A 19,287-nucleotide genomic window follows, 5' to 3' on the forward strand; every position below is an offset into this window, starting at 1 on the left:
CGGATCCTTAAAACAGCAGTCGCCGCGGAGAGGCGAGCCGGCCGTGCCGCAAACGATCGAAGGTTCGTCAGTGGGTAAGGTGGGAGCGTGCCAATCTCAAATGCGTTGCCGAAAGGAGCGGATTCAGTTAGATTATTGCCGTTTCGCCGTCTTCGCCTGTCAACCGCTTCAAAATCGAAGCGTTATAGGGATCAAAAGCTCATGATGTCACCGTCCAAGATACTCCCCCTCCTGATGCTTCTCGTGCTGCTCCACTTGGTGGCGGCGCGTGAGGGGCGGGCGGCGGAGGAGTCACTATCCCCGGAATTTCTCGAATACCTGGGAACGGTGGAGTCTTCCGGCATCAAGGGGCTTGAGAATATGACCCTGGAGGAGCTCTACTCGATGCTCAAGAAGATGATCGGGGGAGAGTCCTCGAAAACGGGAAAGCAGAAAGACGGCAGCGCGCACCAGAAGGAAAACGAGCATGGCAATGTCCCCAAAAAATAGCCTGGTCCTCATCTTGCTCCTGGCGATTTCTCTCCTGGCCCCCGCCTGGGCCGGGGCGGAAACGACGGGTATCCGGTGGGAGAGCCTGTCGCCGGCGCAGCAGCATGTGCTCAAACAACTGCATGCGCGGTGGCACAAGCTTTCCGTGGAGCGCCAGGAACAATACCTGCGCGGCGCGGAAAAATGGCTCTCCCTCGGAGACAAGGAGCGCCAGAGGGCGCGGGAGCGGTTTGCCCAGTGGCAAAAACTCTCGCCCGACAAGCGGGAGATGATCCGGCGCAACCTGGCCACCTTCCGGTCCATGCCGGCGGCGGACCAGGACCGGATCCGCCAGCAGTTTCGGGACTTCAACAACATGCCGGACGCCGACCGCCAGCAGTTGCGCGAGCAATGGCGTTCGATGTCGCCTCAGGAGCGGCACGAGTTTCTGCACGACCAGCGGCGGGGTCCCCCCATTCCGCGACCGATGATGCGGAGGTAATCAAGCGGGGGAAGAGCTGGTGGTCGGGTAAAGGTGTGAACAAAGACGACAGGGACGCTACGGCGGGACATAGTATTGGAAAAACAGGGATCTTGGTGCTGGGCGCCCTGATCCTGTTCGTGTTGGGGCAACCGGCCCGAAGCCAGGCCGGGAGCGGGGCGGACGCCGAAAAAAAATCCCGCGTTGCCGCCGAAGTCGGGTTCGATGTCGCTACCGGCAGCTACGGCAATCCGACCTCGACCACCACGGTCGCGGTGCCGTTCTCGCTGAGCTACCTGGTCACGCCGCGCTTCGATCTGGGGCTTTCCATCCCGTATCTTTGGCAGAGCAACGAGGAAGTCGTCGGGGGGAAACCGGTCCGTTCCGGAAAACTCGTGGCGGCGCGCGGAGCCGCTCCGGCGGCCCCCCCGATGATGGGGGGAGGGAGCTCCACCGTTTCGGCGAGCCGGACCCGCGCGGTCAGCGGTCTCGGCGACCTGCTCCTTTCCGCCGGATACACCCTGCTCCCCGAGACCGATGGGGTCCCGGAACTGCGCGCCGTGGCGGGGCTTAAGGTGCCGACGGCCGACTCGGGGCTGGGGACCGGAGCCGTCGACGGCGTGGCCGGGTTCACCTCGAGCAAGTGGCTGGGGAACTGGTACCTCTACCTCGACGGCGACTACACCGTCCAGGGGAGGACCTCCCTCTACAACGCCCGCAACTATTTCGGTTATGACCTGGGGGTGGGATACGAGGTGCTCCCGGGGCTCAGGACCGACTTCGGGATCAAGGGTATGACCGCCACCGAGGAGGGGACCGGGGCGGGGCTGCAGCTGGAAGCAAAGGTTCTCTACGTCCTCAGCCGCCGGGTCTTTCTCAAGACCTATCTGGACCGCGGCCTCACCACCTGGTCGCCCGACTGGCAAGGGGGCGGCGCGGTCAGTATCAGTTTCTAGGGTATCCGGATTGCGGGTACCCCCGGCTGCACGGAGTTTCGTCTGTACGACAACGCCCAACTGAATACTTTCCTCGCGGCGGTGGAGAGAAAGGCCTTTCGAATGGCCGCCGTGGCTTGCAGCAACGACGACGAGGCCCTCGACATCGTGCAGGACTCGATGCTGGCCTTTGTCCGCAAGTACCGGACCCATCCCGCCGGCGAGTGGAGCCCCCTCTTTTACCGGGTGCTGCAGAGCCGGATCACCGACTGGCACCGCCGCTCCACGGTACGGAACCGGGTGCGGAGCTGGCTTGGGTTTGGCAACGACGACAACGACGACAGCGATCCTTTGGAAAACGTCCCGGACCGGGAGACCCTGCATCCCGACCGCCTCTTCGAAGATGGCCAGTTGGCCGCGGCGCTGGAAAAGGCGCTCCGGACCCTTCCGCTGCGGCAGCAGCAGGCATTCTTGATGCGGGCCTGGGAAGGGCTCGACACCCGGGAGACGGCAGTAGCGATGGGATGTTCGGAAGGAAGCGTAAAAACGCACTATTTCAGGGCGTTGCAGGCCCTGAGGGGACACTTGGAGGAGTACCGGTGATGAAAAAGGCCATTTTGAACGACGAAGAACTGGTCGGTACCATCCGGGAGCAGCTGGATGCAAGTGTGGACCGCCTCGATCCGAAGGTGGCCGACCGGCTCTACCGCGCGCGGATGCAGGCCCTGGCCGCGGCGCCGGAAGGCAAGGGTTGGTATGGCTTCTTCCCGGCCTGGCTGTCGCCGGCGCGGCTTTCCCTGGGGGCGGTCGGGCTGCTGGCGGTTTCCCTGTTCGCCTTTAATCCCTCGCACGGCACCCGCGGCATGGCGCCGGAGGACCTGGAGGTGGTCACCTCCCAGGAGAACATGACCATGATCCAGGACCTCGACTTCTACCGCTGGCTCGCCACCAACCCGCAATTGGTAAAGCAAAAGATGAAGGCGGAAAAACGCTGACGCCCGAGTAAAACCGCATTACCTCCCCCTGCCTCTAGGGGCGCAGCGTGCTGCGCCCGTCCGACCTTTTGCCCCTGATTGACCACTGACTACTGTTGACTGGACGAACCCCATCCTCGCCCTCCCCGTCGCAAGCCATGCTGGCGCACGCGTCCTTGAAAGAGAGGGGACGCTACGTTCGCCTCCCCCCCCATTTCACCCCATCGTCTACGCCTGCGAACCCCCGCAACCGGTTCACACGGTTTCATCCGCGTTCATCTGCGGCTCAAAATAATTTTGTAAAGCCGTCAACCGTAGCGGAACCCTCGCGTTTGGAAGGGTACCAACGCGGCAATCCCGCCGCGGCCATTTCCTTTCCAAGGAGCCGGATATGAACAGAATCGGCAAATCGATCATCGTCGGCCTGGCCATGCTTGCCATGGCCACCCTCCTCGCGGCCTGCGGCTCGTCGGGGACGTCAGCCTCCACCTCAACCGCGGCCAAAGGGGTCGTCAAACTCGACGTCACCGACGCGCCGTCTCTGGACTACGCGCACGTCTACATCACCGTCACGGGGATCGGGTTCCACACCAGCTCGACCACCGGCTTCTCGGACTACAGCAGCGGCCGGCGCGCCGGATGGCAGACGGTCACCCTGCCGGCGCCCAAGACCATCGACCTCGCGCAACTGGCCAACGGAACCATGTACGCCGATCTGACCGGGAGCTCCCTCTTCGACGGCATCACGCTCCCCGTCGGGCGTTACCAGCAGCTGCGCATCTTCCTCGCCTCGACCGAGGACACCCTCACCGATTCGGCCAGTGCGCTCGGCCTCACCTACAACAACGAGGTGCAGCTCAACGGCGACACGGCGCACTACCCGCTGCGGGTGCCGTCCGCCAACACCAGCGGCATCAAGGTGATTCCGGAGTCTCCGGTGGTCGTTACCGAGGGGAGCACGGTGAGCCTCGCTCTGGACTTCAACTTAAGCGACGACGTCGTGGAGGTTTCGCCGAACGGGACGGTGGAGTTCATGCTCAAGCCGCGGCTGGGGTACTTCGACATGGGGAGCGTCGGCGCCATCAAGGGTGCGGTCAGCTTCTCCAACCTCTCCACCTCCCGGATCGAGGTCAAGGCGGAACAGGTGAGAACCGGCGCCAGGCGGATGGTGCGCCGGACGGCGGCGGTGGATCGCACCACCGGCGCGTTCACTCTGTACCCGCTCCCGATCTTCGGCAACGCGACCACCGCGGTGTACGACGTGGTCATCCGCGGCAGGCAGGTGGAGACCGCCATCGTCAAGGGGATCACGGTCCACAAGGGGACCACTCCGGCCACCGGCATCGATCTCGGCACCATCGCCCTGCAGGCCGGGACCGATTTCACCACCCAGCTGAGCGGCAGCTTGCATCCCACCGGTTCCTGGATGAACTTCTACCAGAACGTGGGGGGGGACCTGTACGAGATCCGCAACCAGCACCTCGACCCCTATACCGGCAAGTTCCATAGCGGCGTCGACCTCTCTTCCGGTTACGTCGAGGTTGCCACCTACGTCCCGGGTAGTTCGCTCACCTTCACCACCTACAGCTCCACGCGCGGCCAGTACTCCATGGTCGCCAACGCCTTCGGCAATTACACGAGCGGCTCCCCCACCATGCTGAACGGCCGGGGCCGGATGAGTGTCAGCGTTACCGGCAACGCGCCGCACAGCAAGGACGGCAGCGGGAGCTCCTCGATCACCGGCGTCTTCGACGACGCGCTCCTGGGAACCGGTATGGGGCACGGCATGGGCGGCATGATGGGCGGCCGCAAGGCGCAGGCGAGCTCGGGGCAACTGTTCGTGGTACAGGACGGCATGATCGTCGACAGCACCGGGACCTTGACCGGCGACAGCTCCGTGGCGACCGCGATGAACGCGACCAACGGGTCGGTATCGGTAGGAAATCTCCCCTCCGGCATGTACAGCATGTACGCGATCGGCTGGGGCAACGGAGTGGTCGAAGCCGGGAACGCCGGCAGCGTCAACGTGGGCGGCGGCAACGCGCGAGCCACCATCAAGATGAAGTAACAAGCGCGCACCAACAAGCCCGAAGCAGCAACAGAGCATGCTTCCTCCCTGGGATAGGCCCCCCGACCGCAAGGTCGGGGGGCCATTTTTTTACCCTGCTGCGGTCTCCCCTCCCGCAAGGGGGGCTTGCCACTAAAGTGGTGAACCTAGCTCGCTGCCGGGTTGACAGCAGCTGTGGCACGGGTCTACATTGGCATGTCTGCCAATTCCCCTGCCGGATCAGGAGTTTTCGATGAGAAAAGAGCGGAGGTCATGCCTGGACCGCCCGGTTCTAGCGCTGTTTGCCGCCGTTGCGTTGCTGGTTGTCTGCTGCGCCGCCACCGCCGCCCTCGCCGCGCCGCCGGGGTTCGACCCGGAGGCGAAGGTCCTGAACATCTTCACCCCGCTGCGCCTGAAGCTGACGGCGGAGTACAGCCAGGAGCACTACGGCACCTATACCGCCGACCTCAAACAGCCGAAGATGATCGTGCTCCATTACACGGCGTTTCATACCTTCGACGACTCCTACAAGTTCTTTCTCCCTCCCTATCTCGACACCGAGGAGCGGGCCGACATCAGCTCCGGCGGGCTGGTAAACGTCTCGGCCCATTACCTCGTGGACCGGGACGGCACCATCTATCAGCTCGCCTCGGAAGACGTCATCTGCCGCCACGTGATCGGTTTCAACTACACCGCCATCGGGATCGAAAATGTGGGGGACGGGGCCGACGACCTCACCCCGGCCCAGGCGCGCGCCAACGCCGCGCTGGTCAACCGGATCGTCAAGCGTCACCCCTCCATCGAATACCTGATCGGACACCAGCAGTACCAGAACTCCAACCTCCCCCACTTCAAGCTCTACCTGGAAAAGGACCGCTCCTACCAGTTCACCCCGAAGCAGGACCCGGGATTCATCTTCCTGAAACGGGTCCGCAAGCTGCTTCGAGAGTCCTACGGGATCGTGCTGAAAAACTGATCCTCAAGGCGAAAAAGGGTTGACATCGCGGCCTCCGAGCCGTTAAAGTGAATTCCACTTTCAATTGGAGCCTCTCATGAAACGTGCAAAGAAGAAAATCTTCGCCGATTTCATTGCCCAGCGCGGCCTGAAGTCCACCAAGCAGCGGGACATCATTTTGGATAGCTTCCTCTCCTCGGACCGCCACCTGAGCATCGAGGAACTCTACCTGAAGCTGCGCGCCAAGCACTCGAACATCGGCTATGCCACGGTCTACCGGACCCTGAAGCTCTTCGCCGAGGCCGGCATCGCCCGGGAGATGGAGTTCGGCGACGGTCAGACCCGCTACGAGCACGTGGTCGAGGGGGAGCACCACGACCACCTCGTCTGCACCCGCTGCGGCAGCATCGAGGAGTTCGAAAACCAGACCATCGAGGATCTGCAGACCCAAGTCGCCGCCGATCGCGGCTTCCTCATCGAGCGCCATCGCCTGGAACTCTACGGGGTTTGCGGCAAATGCCGGAGCTGACCCGGCATTTTTTATGCCGCAGACCTGAAAGTGATATTCATTGGCATTACATAAGGTAAAGGGGTAGTCGCATCATGGCATTTTGGAAAAAGAAGGGGTCTTGTCACGAGGTTCCGACGGTGGAAAGTGCCGGCGCCCGCAAGGTCGCTCTGGTCGGAAATCCCAACGTGGGCAAGAGCGTTCTTTTCAACGCGCTGACCGGCGCGTACGTCACCGTTTCCAACTATCCGGGTACCTCGGTGGAGGTTTCCCGCGGCAACGCCGTCATCGACGGGGAGACCTTCGAGATCGTCGACACCCCGGGGATGTACTCGATTCTCCCGATCACCGAGGAGGAGCGGGTGGCGCGGGAGATCCTTTTGAACGAGCGCCCCTACCTGGTGCTGCACGTCCTGGATGCCCGCAACCTGGAGCGGATGCTCCCGATGACCCTGCAGCTGATCGAGGCGGAACTCCCGGTGGTCCTGGTGGTGAACATCATGGACGAGGCGGCCCGGATGGGGCTGGAGATCGACATCGCCGAGCTCTCCCGGCGCCTGGGGATTCCGGTCATCGGTGCGGCGACCGCGAAGAAGGTGGGGCTCCCCGAGATCCGCGCCGCCATCGCCAAGGGGCATCCGGGGCAGGACAGCGCTTCCTTCCGGTACTCACGTCTTATGGAGTCCGACATCGCCGAGGTGGCCGACCTCTTGCGCGGCGAGTACATCCTCTCCCGCAAGGCGGTCGCACTGCTCCTTTTGCAAGGCGACGAGGAGGTGGCGGCGCTGGTGCGCGACGTGGAGGGGGAAAACTGGGGCGTGGTCGAGCCCGGCGTCCGGGAGAAGCGCTTCGAGCGGCGCGAGTCCCTGCACCTCGATCTCTCCATGGAAAGAAAAACCATCGTGAAAAAGGTGCTCGACGGCACCTTCAGCGCCCCCTCCAAACGGGTGGTCACCCTGGCCGAGCGGATCTCCCGGCTGACGGTGCGCCCGGCGACCGGGGTGCCGCTCTTGTTGATCGTTCTTTACTTCGGCCTGTACAAGTTCGTCGGTGATTTCGGTGCCGGAACGCTCGTCGACGTCCTGGAAGGGACCGTCTTCGAGAAGTGGTTCAACCCCTGGATCACCGGGGTCGTGAACGGCATCATTCCCTGGGGGCCGGTCCGCGATCTCTTCGTCGGCGAGTACGGCATCATCACCCTGGGGATCCGCTACGCGGTCGGGATCATCCTCCCGATCGTGGCCACCTTCTTCCTTTTCTTCTCCATGCTGGAGGACAGCGGCTACTTCCCGCGCCTGGCCTTCCTGGTGGACCGGATCTTCAAGAGCATCGGGCTCACCGGCCGGGCGGTCATCCCGATGGTCTTGGGCTTTGGCTGCGACACCATGGCGACCATGGTGACCCGGACCCTGGAGACGGTGCGGGAGCGGGTCCTGGCGACGCTCCTTCTCGCCCTGGCCATTCCCTGCTCGGCGCAGCTCGGCGTGATCCTCTCGCTTTTGTCCAAGTCCCCCGGGGCGCTTTTGGTCTGGTCGCTCTGCCTGCTCGGGATCTTCCTGCTGGTCGGGCTGATCGCCGCCAAGGTGGTGCCCGGCGAGACCCCGATGTTCTACATGGAGATCCCGCCGATGCGGCTTCCCCAGTGGTCCAACGTCCTCACCAAGACCTACACCCGGATGCAGTGGTACTTCATGGAGATCCTCCCGCTCTTCGTGGTGGCCTCGGTGCTTTTGTGGCTGGGCAAGATCACCCACTTCTTCGAGAAGATGGTCGATGCCATGACCCCGGTGATGGGGGCCCTGGGGCTTCCCCGGGAGACGGCGGTCGCGTTCATCTTCGGCTTTTTCCGGCGCGATTACGGCGCCGCCGGTCTGTACGACCTGCAGACCAAGGGGCTGATGAACCCCCGGCAGCTCACCGTGGCGGCGGTGACCCTGACCCTGTTCATCCCCTGCGTGGCCCAGTTTCTGATCATGAAGAAGGAGCGGGGGATGAAGGTGGCCCTGGGGATCGGGCTCTTCGTCTCCAGCTTCGCCTTCGGCAGCGGCTGGGTGCTGAACAAGTTCCTCTTGGCTACCGGCATCCTGTAGCAGGGGGGGGCGATCGGTCGGATCAGCCGGATCGGTCCGAGCAGATCCCCAAGGAGTAAAGAAGATGCGCTGCGGATTCTGCGGACTTGAGTTCCCCGAGGAACAGGGGCACACCGGCTGCAAGAACTGCCCGATGTCCGGCGGGTGCAAGATGGTCAAATGCCCTCGTTGCAACTACGAGAACCCTCCGGAGCCGGCGGTGATCAAGGGGTTGAAAAAACTTTTCGGACGCCCCCAAAAATAAGAAAGCGTGGTTAGACTTCTAATTATTTTTTCGGACTGAAGAAGGAGTAGTTTATGAAACTGACGGATAAAGCGGAAGAGATCCTGGAAGCACTCTGGATTGAGTCCGAGGAAAACGGGAAGGGGTACGCGGAGCTGGACCGGATGGAAATCCACCCCTCCGACGCCGCCTACCAGGAACTCGCGTCGCAGGCGCTGGTGGAGATCAAGGGGGGGCGCATCTACTTCCGTCCCGAGGGGAAGGAGGAAGGGCGCAAGACGATCCGGCGCCACCGTCTGGCCGAGCGGCTCATGATGGACGTCCTCAACATCCGGGGCGAAAACGGCGACATGAAGGCCTGCCAGTTCGAGCACCTGCTCAACGAGGGGGTCGACGTCAAGGTCTGCACCATGCTGAACCATCCCGCCACCTGCCCCCACGGCAAACCGATCCCCGCCGGGGAGTGCTGCGAAGAGGCCCGGCGGATCGGCGATCTCGGCGTGGTCCCTTTGACCGAGCTGAAAAGCGGAGACGAGGGTGACATCGCCTACATCCTGACCGAGGACGGCAAGAAGATGCAGAAGCTGATGGCGATGGGGGTGCTCCCGGGGAACCGGATCACCCTGCTGCAGGCGTTTCCCTCCTACATCTTCCGCGTCGGCTTCTCCGAGTTCGCCATCGACAGTGCCATGGCGCGCGAGATCTTCGTCCGGAGGTAGCATTTCTGTCATAGCCGCCGGCTGGCGCGGCTGCTGACTGACTCAGCTTCCTTTGAGCTGTGTTTGAAATTACTAATTAATTGGTCTCCTGTTTTACTTGAAAGGCGCCCGGCATCTTGCCGAGGCGCCTTTTTCTTTTGGCCGCAGCCGGCAAGATGCCGTGATAGTTCAAAAAACGCTGAAACAGCGAAAAAAAACCTTCAAGATATCGGCGACCCTGTCGATAGATACTTCATCCCGCTCCGAAGCGCCCCGCGGCGCCACGCGGGCGGGGACGGGACGGAAAACCAACTGAGAGGGTTCGATGCTATCTGACAACAAAGACGGAATCCTTGCTTCCGAGGCCGAAGTGAAACGGGCGACCGCCGCGTGGGCGGCGAGCCTCGGCAGCGTCGCGGCGGAACTTAAGGTCGTCTCCGGTACCACCGAGAACGAGTTCCTCTCCATTGGCGGCAGACTGCAGGAGTTCTACCAGCGGGCCGGCGGCATCTCATCGGTCGCCACCGAGCTGGTGGGGGAGGTGGCCGGCCCTCAGGTCGGTACCGCCATGAACGAGCTGCAGAACATCCTGGACGAGATGGCCCAGTACGTAAACCACGCCCAGAAGGAGACCGACCTTTCCGCCGAGACCTTGAACGAGGTGATCGCCCTGCTGGAGCAGGTATCCGCGCCGCTGGCGGGTTTCAAGAAGATCAACAAGGTGCTGCGGATGCTCGGGATCTCCACCAAGATCGAGAGCGCCCGCCTTGGACAGAGCGCGGCCGGGTTCGACACCCTGGCCAGCGACGTCGGCCAGCTCTCCATCCAGGTGCACGAGAAGGCGGCCATCGTCCTCGCGCGCAAGCTGGACCTCGAGGGGGCGATCCGGCAGACCCTCTCCGGCGTCCTCACCGCCGGGGCCCAGCAGCACGACCTGGTGCTCGGGATCCTGGACCGGACCCGCACCAGCCTCGCTGCCCTCACCGAAGTCAACTCCCGCTGCGGCACCGCCGCGACCGGGATCTCCTCCTCTTCCGACGAGGTCTCCCGCAACATCGGCGAGGTGGTCATGTCGATGCAGGCGCACGACATCGTCCGGCAGCAGGTGGAGCACGTCGAGGAGGCGCTGCGCGGGCTGCAGTCCGGCTTGAACGGCGGCGCCCCCGACCTGGACGAGATCGCGAGCGTCTGCCGGCTGCAGATCGCCCAGCTCAAGCACGCCTCCTCCGAGTTCGGTGCCGCGGTAAGCACCATCGTCGGCAGCCTGCACGAGATCGCCCGCAAGGAGTCGGGGCTGACCCGGGAGACCGGCTGCATGGCCGGGATCGCCGACGAGGCGGGAAGCGGCTTTTTCTCCGCAATGCAGAAGGACCTCTCCATCGTCACCTCCGCGCTCACCGAAAGCTCCCAGGCCAACCGACGGCTCTGCGAGGCGATGGGGAGCGTCGCCGAGACGGTCCGGGAGATCGGCACCCTGGTCGCCGACATCGAGACGCTCGGTGAGGAAATCAAGCTCATCGCCCTGAACGCACAGATCAAGAGCGCCTACACCGGTGACGAAGGCGCGGCCCTGGGGGTCCTCGCCGAGGCGATCCAGCGCCTCTCCGTGGACGCCATCGACCATACCGGCGCGGTCTCCAACGCCCTGGGCGGAATCCGGACCGTGACCGAGCGGCTGAACCACGGCATGACCGAGGAGACCTCGGCCCTGGACGAGGAAGTGCAGCGGATGGTCGACACCCTCCTCGCGCTTTTGGGTACCCTGCGCCAGGTGAACGAGACCCTGCGCGACTCCCTTTCCCGGATGGATACCGAGGTCCAGGACCTCTCCGAGGAGATCGAACAGGTCACCGCCGGGATCACGGTGCACGAGACCACGACCCGGGTCCTCGGCGAGGCGATCCGGCGCCTGGAGGAGATCGTCGCCGACGCGCAGCGCATCCAGCCGGGTGCGGGGCAGGGGGTGAACCTGGACGAACTGGCCTCCCGTTACACCATGCACAGCGAGCGCTCCATCCACAGCTCGGTCTTGGGCGGGGGGATGCCGGCCGAGGCCGGACCGGCCTCCGGCGGCGGCGAATTCGACGACAACATCGAGTTATTCTGAGGGGGTAGATCCTATGGCTGATATCGACATCCGGCGTGAGCCGGCCGCGGCTGGCGGGCAGGAGCAGGTGAAGCTTTCCGGAAGTCTCACCATCGCCCACGCCGATCTTTTGAAAAAGGAACTCCTGGAGGCCCTGGAGACCGCCAACGAGGTGGTGGTCGACTTAAGCGCCGTGGACGAGGTGGACCTGACCGGCCTCCAGCTCCTCTGCGCCGCGCACCAGAGCGCGCGCAACCGCGACAAGGTGTTCCGGGTCGTGGACCAGGGCAACAAAAACTATCGGGACGTCGTCGCCAATGCCGGCTTCGAGCGGCATGTCGGATGTGCCCGGGACAATTCGAGCAGCTGCATTTGGGTCGGAGGAGACAACTGATGGCAAAAACGATTATGACGGCGGACGATTCGGCGAGCGTGAGGCAGATGGTCACCTTCACGCTCAAACAGGGTGGCTACGACGTGGTTGAGGCCGTCGACGGCAAGGATGCCCTGCAGAAGCTCTCCCAGTGCAAGGTGGACATGCTGATCACCGACCTCAACATGCCCAACCTGGACGGGATCGGGCTGATCAAGGGGGCCCGGGCGCTGCCGGCCTGCAAGTTCATCCCGATCATCATGCTCACCACCGAATCCCAGGATTCCAAGAAGGCGGAAGGCAAAGCGGCAGGGGCCACCGGCTGGATCGTGAAACCTTTCAAGCCGGAACAACTCATGGCAGTCGTCAAAAAGGTGCTGGGATGACAGACGTCCATCGACAGGCATTCAGAGAAGAGGCATACGAGCTCCTGGCCGAGCTGGAAAACTCGCTGCTGGAACTCGAGGAGCGGCCTGACGACCTGGACCTCATCAGCCGCGTCTTCCGGGCCATGCACACCATCAAGGGGTCGGGCTCCATGTTCGGCTTCGACGAGATCGCGCGCTTCACCCACGAGGTGGAGACGGTGTTCGACATGGTCCGAAACGGCAAGCTCGCCGTCACCAAGACCCTGGTGAACCTGACCCTGGCGGCCCGCGACCAGATCAAGGCCATGCTCGACGCCGACGGCGGCGACTTCGACGCCGGGCAGAGCTCGCAGATCATCGCCGGACTGCGCGAGCTGGCCCCGCACGATGATGCGGCGGCTCCGGCCCCGGTCGCCGAAGCGTCCGCGCCGGTCGAGGCCTCCGAGACGGTCACCTACCGCATCCGGTTCACGCCGGTGCGGGAAATCTTCGGCTTCGGGGTGAACCCCTTGAACCTCCTGGGTGAGCTCCGCGAGCTCGGCCCCTGCAACGTCATCGCCCACACCACCGGGTTCCCCACCCTGGAGGAGATGGACCCGGAACAGTGCTACGTCTACTGGGACGTGATCCTCACCACCGACCAGGGGATCAACGCGATCAAGGACGTCTTCATCTTCGTCGAGGACGACTGTACCCTTACCATCGACGAAATCGCGGTGCACGACGACCTGGACCACGAGGAGCACCACAAGAAGGTCGGCGAGATCCTCATCGAGCGCGGCGACATCACCATGGACGAGATGAACGGGCTCCTCTCCAAGCAAAAGCGCTTCGGCGAACTCGCCGTGGAGAGCGGCATCGTTCCCCCCACCAAGGTGGCCTCGGCCCTCGTCGAGCAGCAGCACGTAAAAGAGGTGCGCCAGGAGAAACAGACCCAGGAGGCTGCGACCAGCATCCGCGTTCCGGCGGACCGGCTCGACCTTCTGGTGAACCTGGTCGGGGAGCTGGTGACGGTGCAGGCGCGGCTTTCCTCGACCGCCGCCGAGCGAAGCGACGCCGAGCTTTCCGCCATCGCCGAGGAGGTGGAACGGCTCACTTCCGAGCTGCGCGACTCCGCCCTCAACATCCGGATGCTCCCCATCGGGAGCACCTTCAGCAAGTTCAAGCGCCTGGTCCGCGACCTCTCCGCCGAGCTCGGCAAGGAGATCGAGATGACCACCGACGGCGCCGACACCGAGCTGGACAAGACGGTCATCGAGAAGCTCAACGATCCGTTGGTGCACCTGATCCGGAACTCGCTGGACCACGGCATCGAGCTTCCCGAGGTGCGCGTGGCGGCCGGCAAGCCGCGCCACGGCACCGTGCATCTTTCCGCGGTCCACTCCGGGGACTCGGTGCTCCTCACCATCAACGACGACGGCGCCGGTCTGGACGCCGAGGCGATCCGGGCCAAGGCGATCGAGAAGGGGATCATCTCCCCCACCGCCGAGCTTTCCGAGAAGGAGCTCTTCAACCTCATCTTCGCCCCCGGCTTCTCCACCGCCAAGAAGCTCTCCAGCGTCTCCGGGCGCGGGGTCGGGATGGACGTGGTCAAAAAGGCGATCGAGGCTCTGCGCGGCGCCATCGACATCACCAGCGTGAAGGGGAAGGGGGCCAAGATCACGGTCCGCATCCCGCTCACCCTGGCGATCATCGAGAGCCTTTTGGTGAAGATCGGGACCGACTATTTCATGCTGCCCCTCTCCCTGGTGGACGAGTGCGTGGAGCTCACCCGGGACGATGTTTCCCGCTCCCACGGCAGGAACCTGGCCAACGTGCGGGAACACCTGGTCCCCTACATACCACTGCGGCAGCGCTTCCAGATCACCGGCGAGCCCCCGGAGATCGAGCAGATCGTGATCACCGAGGTGGACGGGATGCGGGTCGGCTTCGTGGTCGACCACGTGATCGGCGAGCACCAGACGGTGATCAAGTCGCTGGGGCGCGCCTACAAGAACATCGAGGGGATCTCCGGCGCGACCATCCTCGGCGATGGCAACGTCGCGCTCATCCTCGACATCCCGCAACTGGTGCAGTCGGTGGAGAGCGAGGCGCTCTGACCCGCTGCCGCGCCGCTTATGGTCGCAAGCGGAAAAGGACCTGCGACTTCGGCTAACCCCGGCGTTGCAGGTCTTTTTTTTGATTACCCTACCCCATCAGGGAGTTTGCTATGGAAGAATCGGTACACCTGGACCATGCCACCCTCTCCGCCAAGGACTTCAACCGGCTGAGCCGCTTCATCTACGAGCAGTGCGGCATCAAGATGCCCGAGGTGAAAAAGACCATGCTGGAGGCGAGGCTGCAAAAGCGGCTGCGCAGCCTCGGGATCCACCATTTCTCGGAGTACGTCGAGTACCTCTTCTCCCCGGACGGGCTCGCCAACGAGATGGTCCCGATGATCGACATGGTCACCACCAACAAGACCGACTTTTTCCGGGAGCCGGACCACTTCGATTACCTGACCCAGCGGGTCCTCCCCGACTGGGTCAGGCGCCACGGGTCGATGCGCTTCAACATCTGGAGCGCGGGATGCTCCACCGGCGAGGAGCCGTACACCATGGCGATGGTGCTGTCCGAGTTCGCCGATGCCAATCCCGGCTTCGACTTCCAGATCCTCGCCACCGACATCTCGACCCGGGTCCTGGACAAGGCGAAAAACGGCATCTACTCGGAATCGCTGGTCGATCCGGTCCCGCAGCATTTGAAGAAGAAGTACCTGCTGCGGAGCAAGGACCGCTCCTCCGGCCTGGTACGCATCGTCCCCGAGCTGCGCGAGAAGATCCGCTTCCGGCGCCTCAACTTCATGGATGACGACTTCGGCATGCGCGACCAGCTCGACGTCATCTTCTGCAGAAACGTGATCATCTACTTCGACCGCCCCACCCAGGAGGGGCTGTTGCAGCGGTTCCACCGGCAGCTCAAGCCGGGAGGCTTCATCTTCATGGGGCACTCCGAAACCCTGAGCGGCCTCGACGTGGCGCTTACCAGTGTCTACCCGACCGTGTACCGGAAAATGAAATGAGTCGTCCCCCGCTCACGGTCTTTTTAAAGCCCGGTGAGCTGTACTTTTCCGCGCAGCCGGCGGTGGTTTCCACCCTGCTCGGCTCCTGCGTCGCGGTCACCATGTTTAGCCGGAGAAAGCGCATCGGCGCCATCTGCCATGCGCTGCTCCCCTCCTGCCGCGGCGAGGAGCGCTGCGGGGAGCGCGACGAGCTCGGCGGAAAGTACGTGGAGTGCTGTGTCCCGATGATGCTCCAGGAGTTGGAGACGCGGGGGGTGACGCGCCGCGAGATCGAGGCGAAGGTGTTCGGCGGCGCGGACATGTTCAGCGTTTCGGTGGGGGGGCGCGCCGGGGTGGGAACCCAGAACGCCGACATCGCGCTCAAGCTTCTGCAGGAGGCCGGGATCCGGGTGGTGAGCCAGGACCTGGGGGGGACCAGCGGCAGGAAACTCTTTTTTCACACCCACACCGGCGAGGTCTTCCTGAAGACCCTGTCCAAGACGTAGAGGTAGGCAATGCCCAAGAAGATACGCGTGCTCATCGTGGACGATTCGGCGGTGGTCCGGCAGACCATGTCCGACATCCTCGCCTCGGACCCTCATATCGAAGTCATGGCGACCGCGGGCGACCCTTTCATCGCCGCCGAGAGGATCCGGCACGAGGTCCCCGACGTGATCACCCTGGACGTGGAGATGCCCCGGATGGACGGGCTCACCTTTCTCCAGAAGATCATGAGCCAGCACCCGATTCCGGTCGTGATGTGTTCGAGCCTGACCGAGCAGGGGTCGGAGACCTGCCTGAGGGCCCTGGAGTACGGGGCGGTGGAGATCATCCAGAAGCCGCGGATGGGGACCAAGGAGTTTTTGGAAGAGTCCCGGGTGCGGATCTGCGACGCAGTGAAGGCGGCCAGCCACGCCCGGGTGCACAAGATCAGCAATTTCAGCCGGACCGTCGCCCCCAAGCTGACCGCCGACGTCATCATGGAAAAGCCCAAAAGCCACGCCATGATCCAGACCACCGAAAAGGTGGTGGTGGTCGGGGCCTCCACCGGGGGGACCGAGGCGCTGCGGGTCTTTTTGCAGGCGCTTCCCGCCGACTCCCCCGGGATCGTGATCGTGCAGCACATGCCGGAGGGGTTCACCCGGGCCTTCTCGCAGCGGCTGGACGGGCTGTGCAAGATCTCGGTGAAGGAGGCGGCCAACAACGACACCGTGGTGCGCGGCCGGGCGCTGATCGCCCCGGGGAACCACCACACGCTCTTGAAGCGCAGCGGGGCCCGCTACTACGTCGAGATCAAGGACGGGCCGCTGGTGTCGCGCCACCGTCCGTCGGTGGACGTCCTGTTCCGGTCCGCGGCCCGCTATGCCGGGAAAAACGTGGTCGGCGTGATCATGACCGGGATGGGGGACGACGGGGCGCGCGGCATGCTGGAGATGAAGGAGGCCGGCGCGATCACCATCGCCCAGGACGAGGCGAGCTGCATCGTTTTCGGCATGCCCAACGAGGCGATCAAGCTGGGGGGGGTCGACTACGTCCGTCCGCTGGACGCTATCTCCCGCGAGGTGATCCGGCTGTGCGATTAGGCAATTGACAATTTACCAGGGACAATTGACAATGGTCCTCGACGTGACTGGATCAGCGCTGCCCGATCCCCTCCCTGTGGTATCCCGAGAGATTGGGCTGGCTCCTTAACTCCACACTGTCGTCATTTCGCCTTTTCGTTGTCAATTGTCAATCATCCATTGTCAATTGGGGTCCCCATGGTTGAGGAAAAGTTCTTTCTCGGGCGGCAGCCGATACTGAACCGGGCGCAGCAGATCGTCGGGTTCGAGCTGCTCTTCCGGTCCGCGCAGAGCCTCGACCGCGCCTCCTTCGACTCGGTGCAGCAGGCGAGCGCGAGCGTCATGGTGAACGTCCTCGCCGACTTCGGTCTGGAGGACGTGCTCGGGCGTCACCGCGGCTTTTTCAACTTGAACCGCGACATGCTTTTGAGCGACGCCGTGGAACTGCTCCCTAAAAGCCAGGTGGTCCTGGAGCTTCTGGAAAGCATCATGGCCGACGAGGAGGTCGTGGAGCGCTGCCGCAAGCTCAAGAAGTTAGGCTTCACCATCGCCCTGGACGATCACGTCTATTCCCCCGAATTCCACTCCGTCTACGACCTCGTGCACATCATCAAGGTCGACGTCCTGGAAACCCCCTCCGAAGCTCTGCCTCAGGTGGTCCAGACCCTGCGCCGCTGGCCGGTCACCCTGCTGGCCGAAAAGGTGGAGAGCGCCGAGCAGTACGAGCTTTGCTCCCAGCTCGGGTTCGACCTCTTCCAGGGCTACTATTTCGCCCGCCCGGTGATCCTGGAGCAAAACCGGGTGGACGTGGGAAAGCTCACCATGATGCAGCTCATGGAGCAGGTGATGGCGGAGCCGGAGATCACCGAGATCGAGGAGACCTTCAAGAAGAACCCGGGGCTCACCTATAACCTGCTCCGCCTGGTCAATTCGGTCGCCATCGGGCTCCGGGTCCGTATCAAGACCCTGCGCCACGCGCTCACCGTCCTTGGGCTGGAGCAGTTGAAACGGTGGATCACCCTGGCGCTCTACGCAAGCAAGGGGGGCGGGGTCAATACGCCGCTTTTGGAGATGGCGGCCTCCCGGGGCAAGCTGATGGAGCTTCTGGTCAAGCAGCAGGCCCCGAGGCAGGAGCGCGAATATGCCGACCGCGCCTTCATGGCGGGGGTCCTTTCCCTGATCGACGTCCTGTTCGAGGTTTCCATGGAGGAGCTGGTGCAAAAGCTCAACCTGGTGGACGATGTGCGGGCCGCGCTTTTGTATCGTTCCGGGAGCCTGGGGAGCCTGCTCTCTTTGGCCGAGCGGCTGGAAAACGCCGATTTCGAGGAGGTACAACGGCACCTGGAACTGCAAACGCTCTCTTCGGAGCAGCTGCTGAGCGCACAGTTGGAAACCATTAACTGGACTAACCGGCTCTCCATCCCCCTCTGATTCATTCCCGCCTGACTCTGATTCCTTCCTTGACAGCAAGGATTCTTTCGATGTAACTTGTTACGTCCCGCCAGACAGGGACGAGCGTGGGCTCTGCCCCCTGCTTCAACCGGCTTAAATCCAGCCAAAAAACACACTCCTGCAGACAGTTAGACGGACGTTTCACAGTGAAGGCGCCGCGCTCCGCGCCGTCTTTTCATCGAGACTTTTTTATGAAAATTACGGCAGTGATTCCGGCCCGCTATGCCTCCACCCGTTTCGAGGGGAAGGCGCTGGCCGACATCATGGGGAAACCTATGGTGCAGCATGTCTATGAGCGCGCGTCGCGCGCCGGTCTGGTCTCCGAGGTGATCGTCGCCACCGACGACGAGCGTATCGCGGCTGCCGTGCGCGGTTTCGGCGGGCGGGTGGAAATGACCTCTGTCGCCCACGAGACCGGGACCGACCGTCTCGCCGAGGTGGCGCAGCGTCTCGATGCGGATCTCGTGGTGAACGTCCAGGGGGACGAACCGCTGATCGACCCCGCCATGATCGACCAGGCGATCGCGCCGCTTCTGGAGGACAGCACCCTCCCGATGGGGACGCTCAAGAGCCGGATCAAGACCCTGCACGATTTTCTCTCCCCGAACGTCGTCAAGGTGGTGGCGGATCTCAAGGGGGACGTCCTCTACTTCTCGCGGTCGCCGCTCCCGAACTTCCGGGACAAGTGGAACGACCTCAAAGACGAGGCGTTCGTCTCCGGGAAGCTCCTCTGTTACAAGCACGTCGGCCTCTACGTCTACCGGCGCGAGTTCCTCCCGGTGTACGCAGGGTTGAAGCCGACCTACCTGGAGATGGCCGAGAAGCTGGAGCAGCTGCGCGTTTTGGAGAACGGTTACCGGATCCGCGTGGTCGAGACCGAGTTCGACTCGATCGGGGTGGACACCCCGGCCGACCTGGAGAAGGTGCTGGCCAAGCTGAAAGGGTAAAAGCCGTTCAAGGTTCAACGTTCGAGGTTCAACGTTGAACCGAACGGATTGAAGGGATTAGTTAACGGCCGGTTCCGGCC

Annotated in this window: 20 protein-coding genes; all 20 read left to right on the plus strand. The window is 63.3% G+C overall.

Annotation, left to right across the window (positions count from 1 at the left end):
- Positions 1–201 precede the first annotated feature (201 nt).
- The 20 genes from JFN93_RS00265 (at position 202) to kdsB (ending at position 19,207) form a co-directional block, all read left to right on the plus strand.
- On the plus strand, positions 202–489 hold the full coding sequence (locus JFN93_RS00265; RefSeq protein WP_199381975.1) for a hypothetical protein: 288 nt from the start codon (positions 202–204) through the stop codon (positions 487–489).
- Positions 467–970 (plus strand): DUF3106 domain-containing protein, encoded by a 504-nt coding sequence (locus JFN93_RS00270; RefSeq protein WP_199381976.1) that lies wholly within the window; start codon positions 467–469, stop codon positions 968–970. Before JFN93_RS00265 ends, JFN93_RS00270 begins: the two co-directional genes overlap by 23 nt.
- A 95-nt stretch (positions 971–1,065) precedes the next feature.
- Entirely contained in the window at positions 1,066–1,905 is an 840-nt protein-coding gene (locus JFN93_RS00275) for a transporter (protein ID WP_199381977.1), read from the plus strand.
- Positions 1,906–1,965: 60 nt separating this feature from the next.
- Positions 1,966–2,487 carry an RNA polymerase sigma factor gene (locus JFN93_RS00280; protein ID WP_268898768.1) on the plus strand — a complete coding sequence of 174 codons (522 nt, stop codon included), beginning with the start codon at positions 1,966–1,968 and terminating at the stop codon, positions 2,485–2,487.
- Entirely contained in the window at positions 2,487–2,879 is a 393-nt protein-coding gene (locus JFN93_RS00285; RefSeq protein WP_199381978.1) for a DUF3619 family protein, read from the plus strand. Before JFN93_RS00280 ends, JFN93_RS00285 begins: the two co-directional genes overlap by 1 nt.
- A 370-nt stretch (positions 2,880–3,249) precedes the next feature.
- A complete protein-coding gene (locus tag JFN93_RS00290; RefSeq protein WP_199381979.1) occupies positions 3,250–4,926 on the plus strand; it encodes a DUF4382 domain-containing protein in 1,677 nt (558 codons plus the stop codon).
- A 232-nt stretch (positions 4,927–5,158) separates the two neighbouring features.
- The gene (locus tag JFN93_RS00295; protein ID WP_199381980.1) at positions 5,159–5,881 is read left to right on the plus strand and encodes a peptidoglycan recognition protein family protein; all 723 of its coding nucleotides are present in this window, start codon (positions 5,159–5,161) and stop codon (positions 5,879–5,881) included.
- Between the two features lie 76 nt (positions 5,882–5,957).
- On the plus strand, positions 5,958–6,389 hold the full coding sequence (locus JFN93_RS00300; RefSeq protein ID WP_199381981.1) for a Fur family transcriptional regulator: 432 nt from the start codon (positions 5,958–5,960) through the stop codon (positions 6,387–6,389).
- Between the two features lie 74 nt (positions 6,390–6,463).
- Positions 6,464–8,458, plus strand: a complete 1,995-nt coding sequence (feoB, locus tag JFN93_RS00305; protein WP_199381982.1) for a ferrous iron transport protein B — start codon at positions 6,464–6,466, stop codon at positions 8,456–8,458.
- A 64-nt stretch (positions 8,459–8,522) separates the two neighbouring features.
- Positions 8,523–8,702 (plus strand): hypothetical protein, encoded by a 180-nt coding sequence (locus JFN93_RS00310; protein WP_199381983.1) that lies wholly within the window; start codon positions 8,523–8,525, stop codon positions 8,700–8,702.
- A 53-nt stretch (positions 8,703–8,755) separates the two neighbouring features.
- Entirely contained in the window at positions 8,756–9,400 is a 645-nt protein-coding gene (locus JFN93_RS00315) for a metal-dependent transcriptional regulator (RefSeq protein ID WP_199381984.1), read from the plus strand.
- A 304-nt stretch (positions 9,401–9,704) separates the two neighbouring features.
- The gene (locus tag JFN93_RS00320; protein ID WP_199381985.1) at positions 9,705–11,486 is read left to right on the plus strand and encodes a methyl-accepting chemotaxis protein; all 1,782 of its coding nucleotides are present in this window, start codon (positions 9,705–9,707) and stop codon (positions 11,484–11,486) included.
- A gap of 13 nt (positions 11,487–11,499) precedes the next feature.
- Entirely contained in the window at positions 11,500–11,859 is a 360-nt protein-coding gene (locus JFN93_RS00325) for an STAS domain-containing protein (protein ID WP_199381986.1), read from the plus strand.
- Positions 11,859–12,224, plus strand: coding sequence for a response regulator (locus tag JFN93_RS00330; protein WP_199381987.1), 366 nt, complete (start codon positions 11,859–11,861; stop codon positions 12,222–12,224). The genes JFN93_RS00325 and JFN93_RS00330 overlap by 1 nt, the downstream gene beginning before the upstream one ends.
- Positions 12,221–14,305 carry a chemotaxis protein CheA gene (locus tag JFN93_RS00335; RefSeq protein ID WP_199381988.1) on the plus strand — a complete coding sequence of 695 codons (2,085 nt, stop codon included), beginning with the start codon at positions 12,221–12,223 and terminating at the stop codon, positions 14,303–14,305. Before JFN93_RS00330 ends, JFN93_RS00335 begins: the two co-directional genes overlap by 4 nt.
- Positions 14,306–14,415: 110 nt before the next feature.
- On the plus strand, positions 14,416–15,267 hold the full coding sequence (locus JFN93_RS00340; RefSeq protein WP_199381989.1) for a CheR family methyltransferase: 852 nt from the start codon (positions 14,416–14,418) through the stop codon (positions 15,265–15,267).
- Positions 15,264–15,752 carry a chemotaxis protein CheD gene (locus JFN93_RS00345; RefSeq protein WP_199381990.1) on the plus strand — a complete coding sequence of 163 codons (489 nt, stop codon included), beginning with the start codon at positions 15,264–15,266 and terminating at the stop codon, positions 15,750–15,752. The genes JFN93_RS00340 and JFN93_RS00345 overlap by 4 nt, the downstream gene beginning before the upstream one ends.
- 9 nt (positions 15,753–15,761) lie before the next feature.
- Positions 15,762–16,829 carry a protein-glutamate methylesterase/protein-glutamine glutaminase gene (locus JFN93_RS00350; protein ID WP_199381991.1) on the plus strand — a complete coding sequence of 356 codons (1,068 nt, stop codon included), beginning with the start codon at positions 15,762–15,764 and terminating at the stop codon, positions 16,827–16,829.
- A gap of 177 nt (positions 16,830–17,006) precedes the next feature.
- Complete coding sequence (locus JFN93_RS00355; RefSeq protein WP_199381992.1) at positions 17,007–18,239, plus strand: EAL and HDOD domain-containing protein; 1,233 nt, start codon at positions 17,007–17,009, stop codon at positions 18,237–18,239.
- Between the two features lie 212 nt (positions 18,240–18,451).
- Positions 18,452–19,207: a 3-deoxy-manno-octulosonate cytidylyltransferase gene (kdsB, locus tag JFN93_RS00360; RefSeq protein ID WP_199381993.1), complete on the plus strand. Its 756-nt coding sequence runs from the start codon at positions 18,452–18,454 to the stop codon at positions 19,205–19,207.
- The last annotated feature ends 80 nt before the right edge of the window (positions 19,208–19,287 follow it).

The sequence above is a fragment of the Geomesophilobacter sediminis genome (assembly GCF_016458275.1).
Classification (GTDB): Bacteria; Desulfobacterota; Desulfuromonadia; order Geobacterales; family Geobacteraceae; genus Geomesophilobacter; species Geomesophilobacter sediminis.

What these genes read in the sequence shown, in the direction of transcription:
- JFN93_RS00265 (WP_199381975.1), top strand. Translation starts at nt 202, where the DNA reads ATGATGTCACCGTCCAAGATACTCCCCCTCCTGATGCTTCTCGTGCTG.
- JFN93_RS00270 (WP_199381976.1), top strand. Translation starts at nt 467, where the DNA reads ATGGCAATGTCCCCAAAAAATAGCCTGGTCCTCATCTTGCTCCTGGCG.
- JFN93_RS00285 (WP_199381978.1), top strand. Translation starts at nt 2,487, where the DNA reads ATGAAAAAGGCCATTTTGAACGACGAAGAACTGGTCGGTACCATCCGG.
- JFN93_RS00290 (WP_199381979.1), top strand. Translation starts at nt 3,250, where the DNA reads ATGAACAGAATCGGCAAATCGATCATCGTCGGCCTGGCCATGCTTGCC.
- JFN93_RS00295 (WP_199381980.1), top strand. Translation starts at nt 5,159, where the DNA reads ATGAGAAAAGAGCGGAGGTCATGCCTGGACCGCCCGGTTCTAGCGCTG.
- JFN93_RS00300 (WP_199381981.1), top strand. Translation starts at nt 5,958, where the DNA reads ATGAAACGTGCAAAGAAGAAAATCTTCGCCGATTTCATTGCCCAGCGC.
- feoB (WP_199381982.1), top strand. Translation starts at nt 6,464, where the DNA reads ATGGCATTTTGGAAAAAGAAGGGGTCTTGTCACGAGGTTCCGACGGTG.
- JFN93_RS00310 (WP_199381983.1), top strand. Translation starts at nt 8,523, where the DNA reads ATGCGCTGCGGATTCTGCGGACTTGAGTTCCCCGAGGAACAGGGGCAC.
- JFN93_RS00315 (WP_199381984.1), top strand. Translation starts at nt 8,756, where the DNA reads ATGAAACTGACGGATAAAGCGGAAGAGATCCTGGAAGCACTCTGGATT.
- JFN93_RS00320 (WP_199381985.1), top strand. Translation starts at nt 9,705, where the DNA reads ATGCTATCTGACAACAAAGACGGAATCCTTGCTTCCGAGGCCGAAGTG.
- JFN93_RS00325 (WP_199381986.1), top strand. Translation starts at nt 11,500, where the DNA reads ATGGCTGATATCGACATCCGGCGTGAGCCGGCCGCGGCTGGCGGGCAG.
- JFN93_RS00330 (WP_199381987.1), top strand. Translation starts at nt 11,859, where the DNA reads ATGGCAAAAACGATTATGACGGCGGACGATTCGGCGAGCGTGAGGCAG.
- JFN93_RS00335 (WP_199381988.1), top strand. Translation starts at nt 12,221, where the DNA reads ATGACAGACGTCCATCGACAGGCATTCAGAGAAGAGGCATACGAGCTC.
- JFN93_RS00340 (WP_199381989.1), top strand. Translation starts at nt 14,416, where the DNA reads ATGGAAGAATCGGTACACCTGGACCATGCCACCCTCTCCGCCAAGGAC.
- JFN93_RS00345 (WP_199381990.1), top strand. Translation starts at nt 15,264, where the DNA reads ATGAGTCGTCCCCCGCTCACGGTCTTTTTAAAGCCCGGTGAGCTGTAC.
- JFN93_RS00350 (WP_199381991.1), top strand. Translation starts at nt 15,762, where the DNA reads ATGCCCAAGAAGATACGCGTGCTCATCGTGGACGATTCGGCGGTGGTC.
- JFN93_RS00355 (WP_199381992.1), top strand. Translation starts at nt 17,007, where the DNA reads ATGGTTGAGGAAAAGTTCTTTCTCGGGCGGCAGCCGATACTGAACCGG.
- kdsB (WP_199381993.1), top strand. Translation starts at nt 18,452, where the DNA reads ATGAAAATTACGGCAGTGATTCCGGCCCGCTATGCCTCCACCCGTTTC.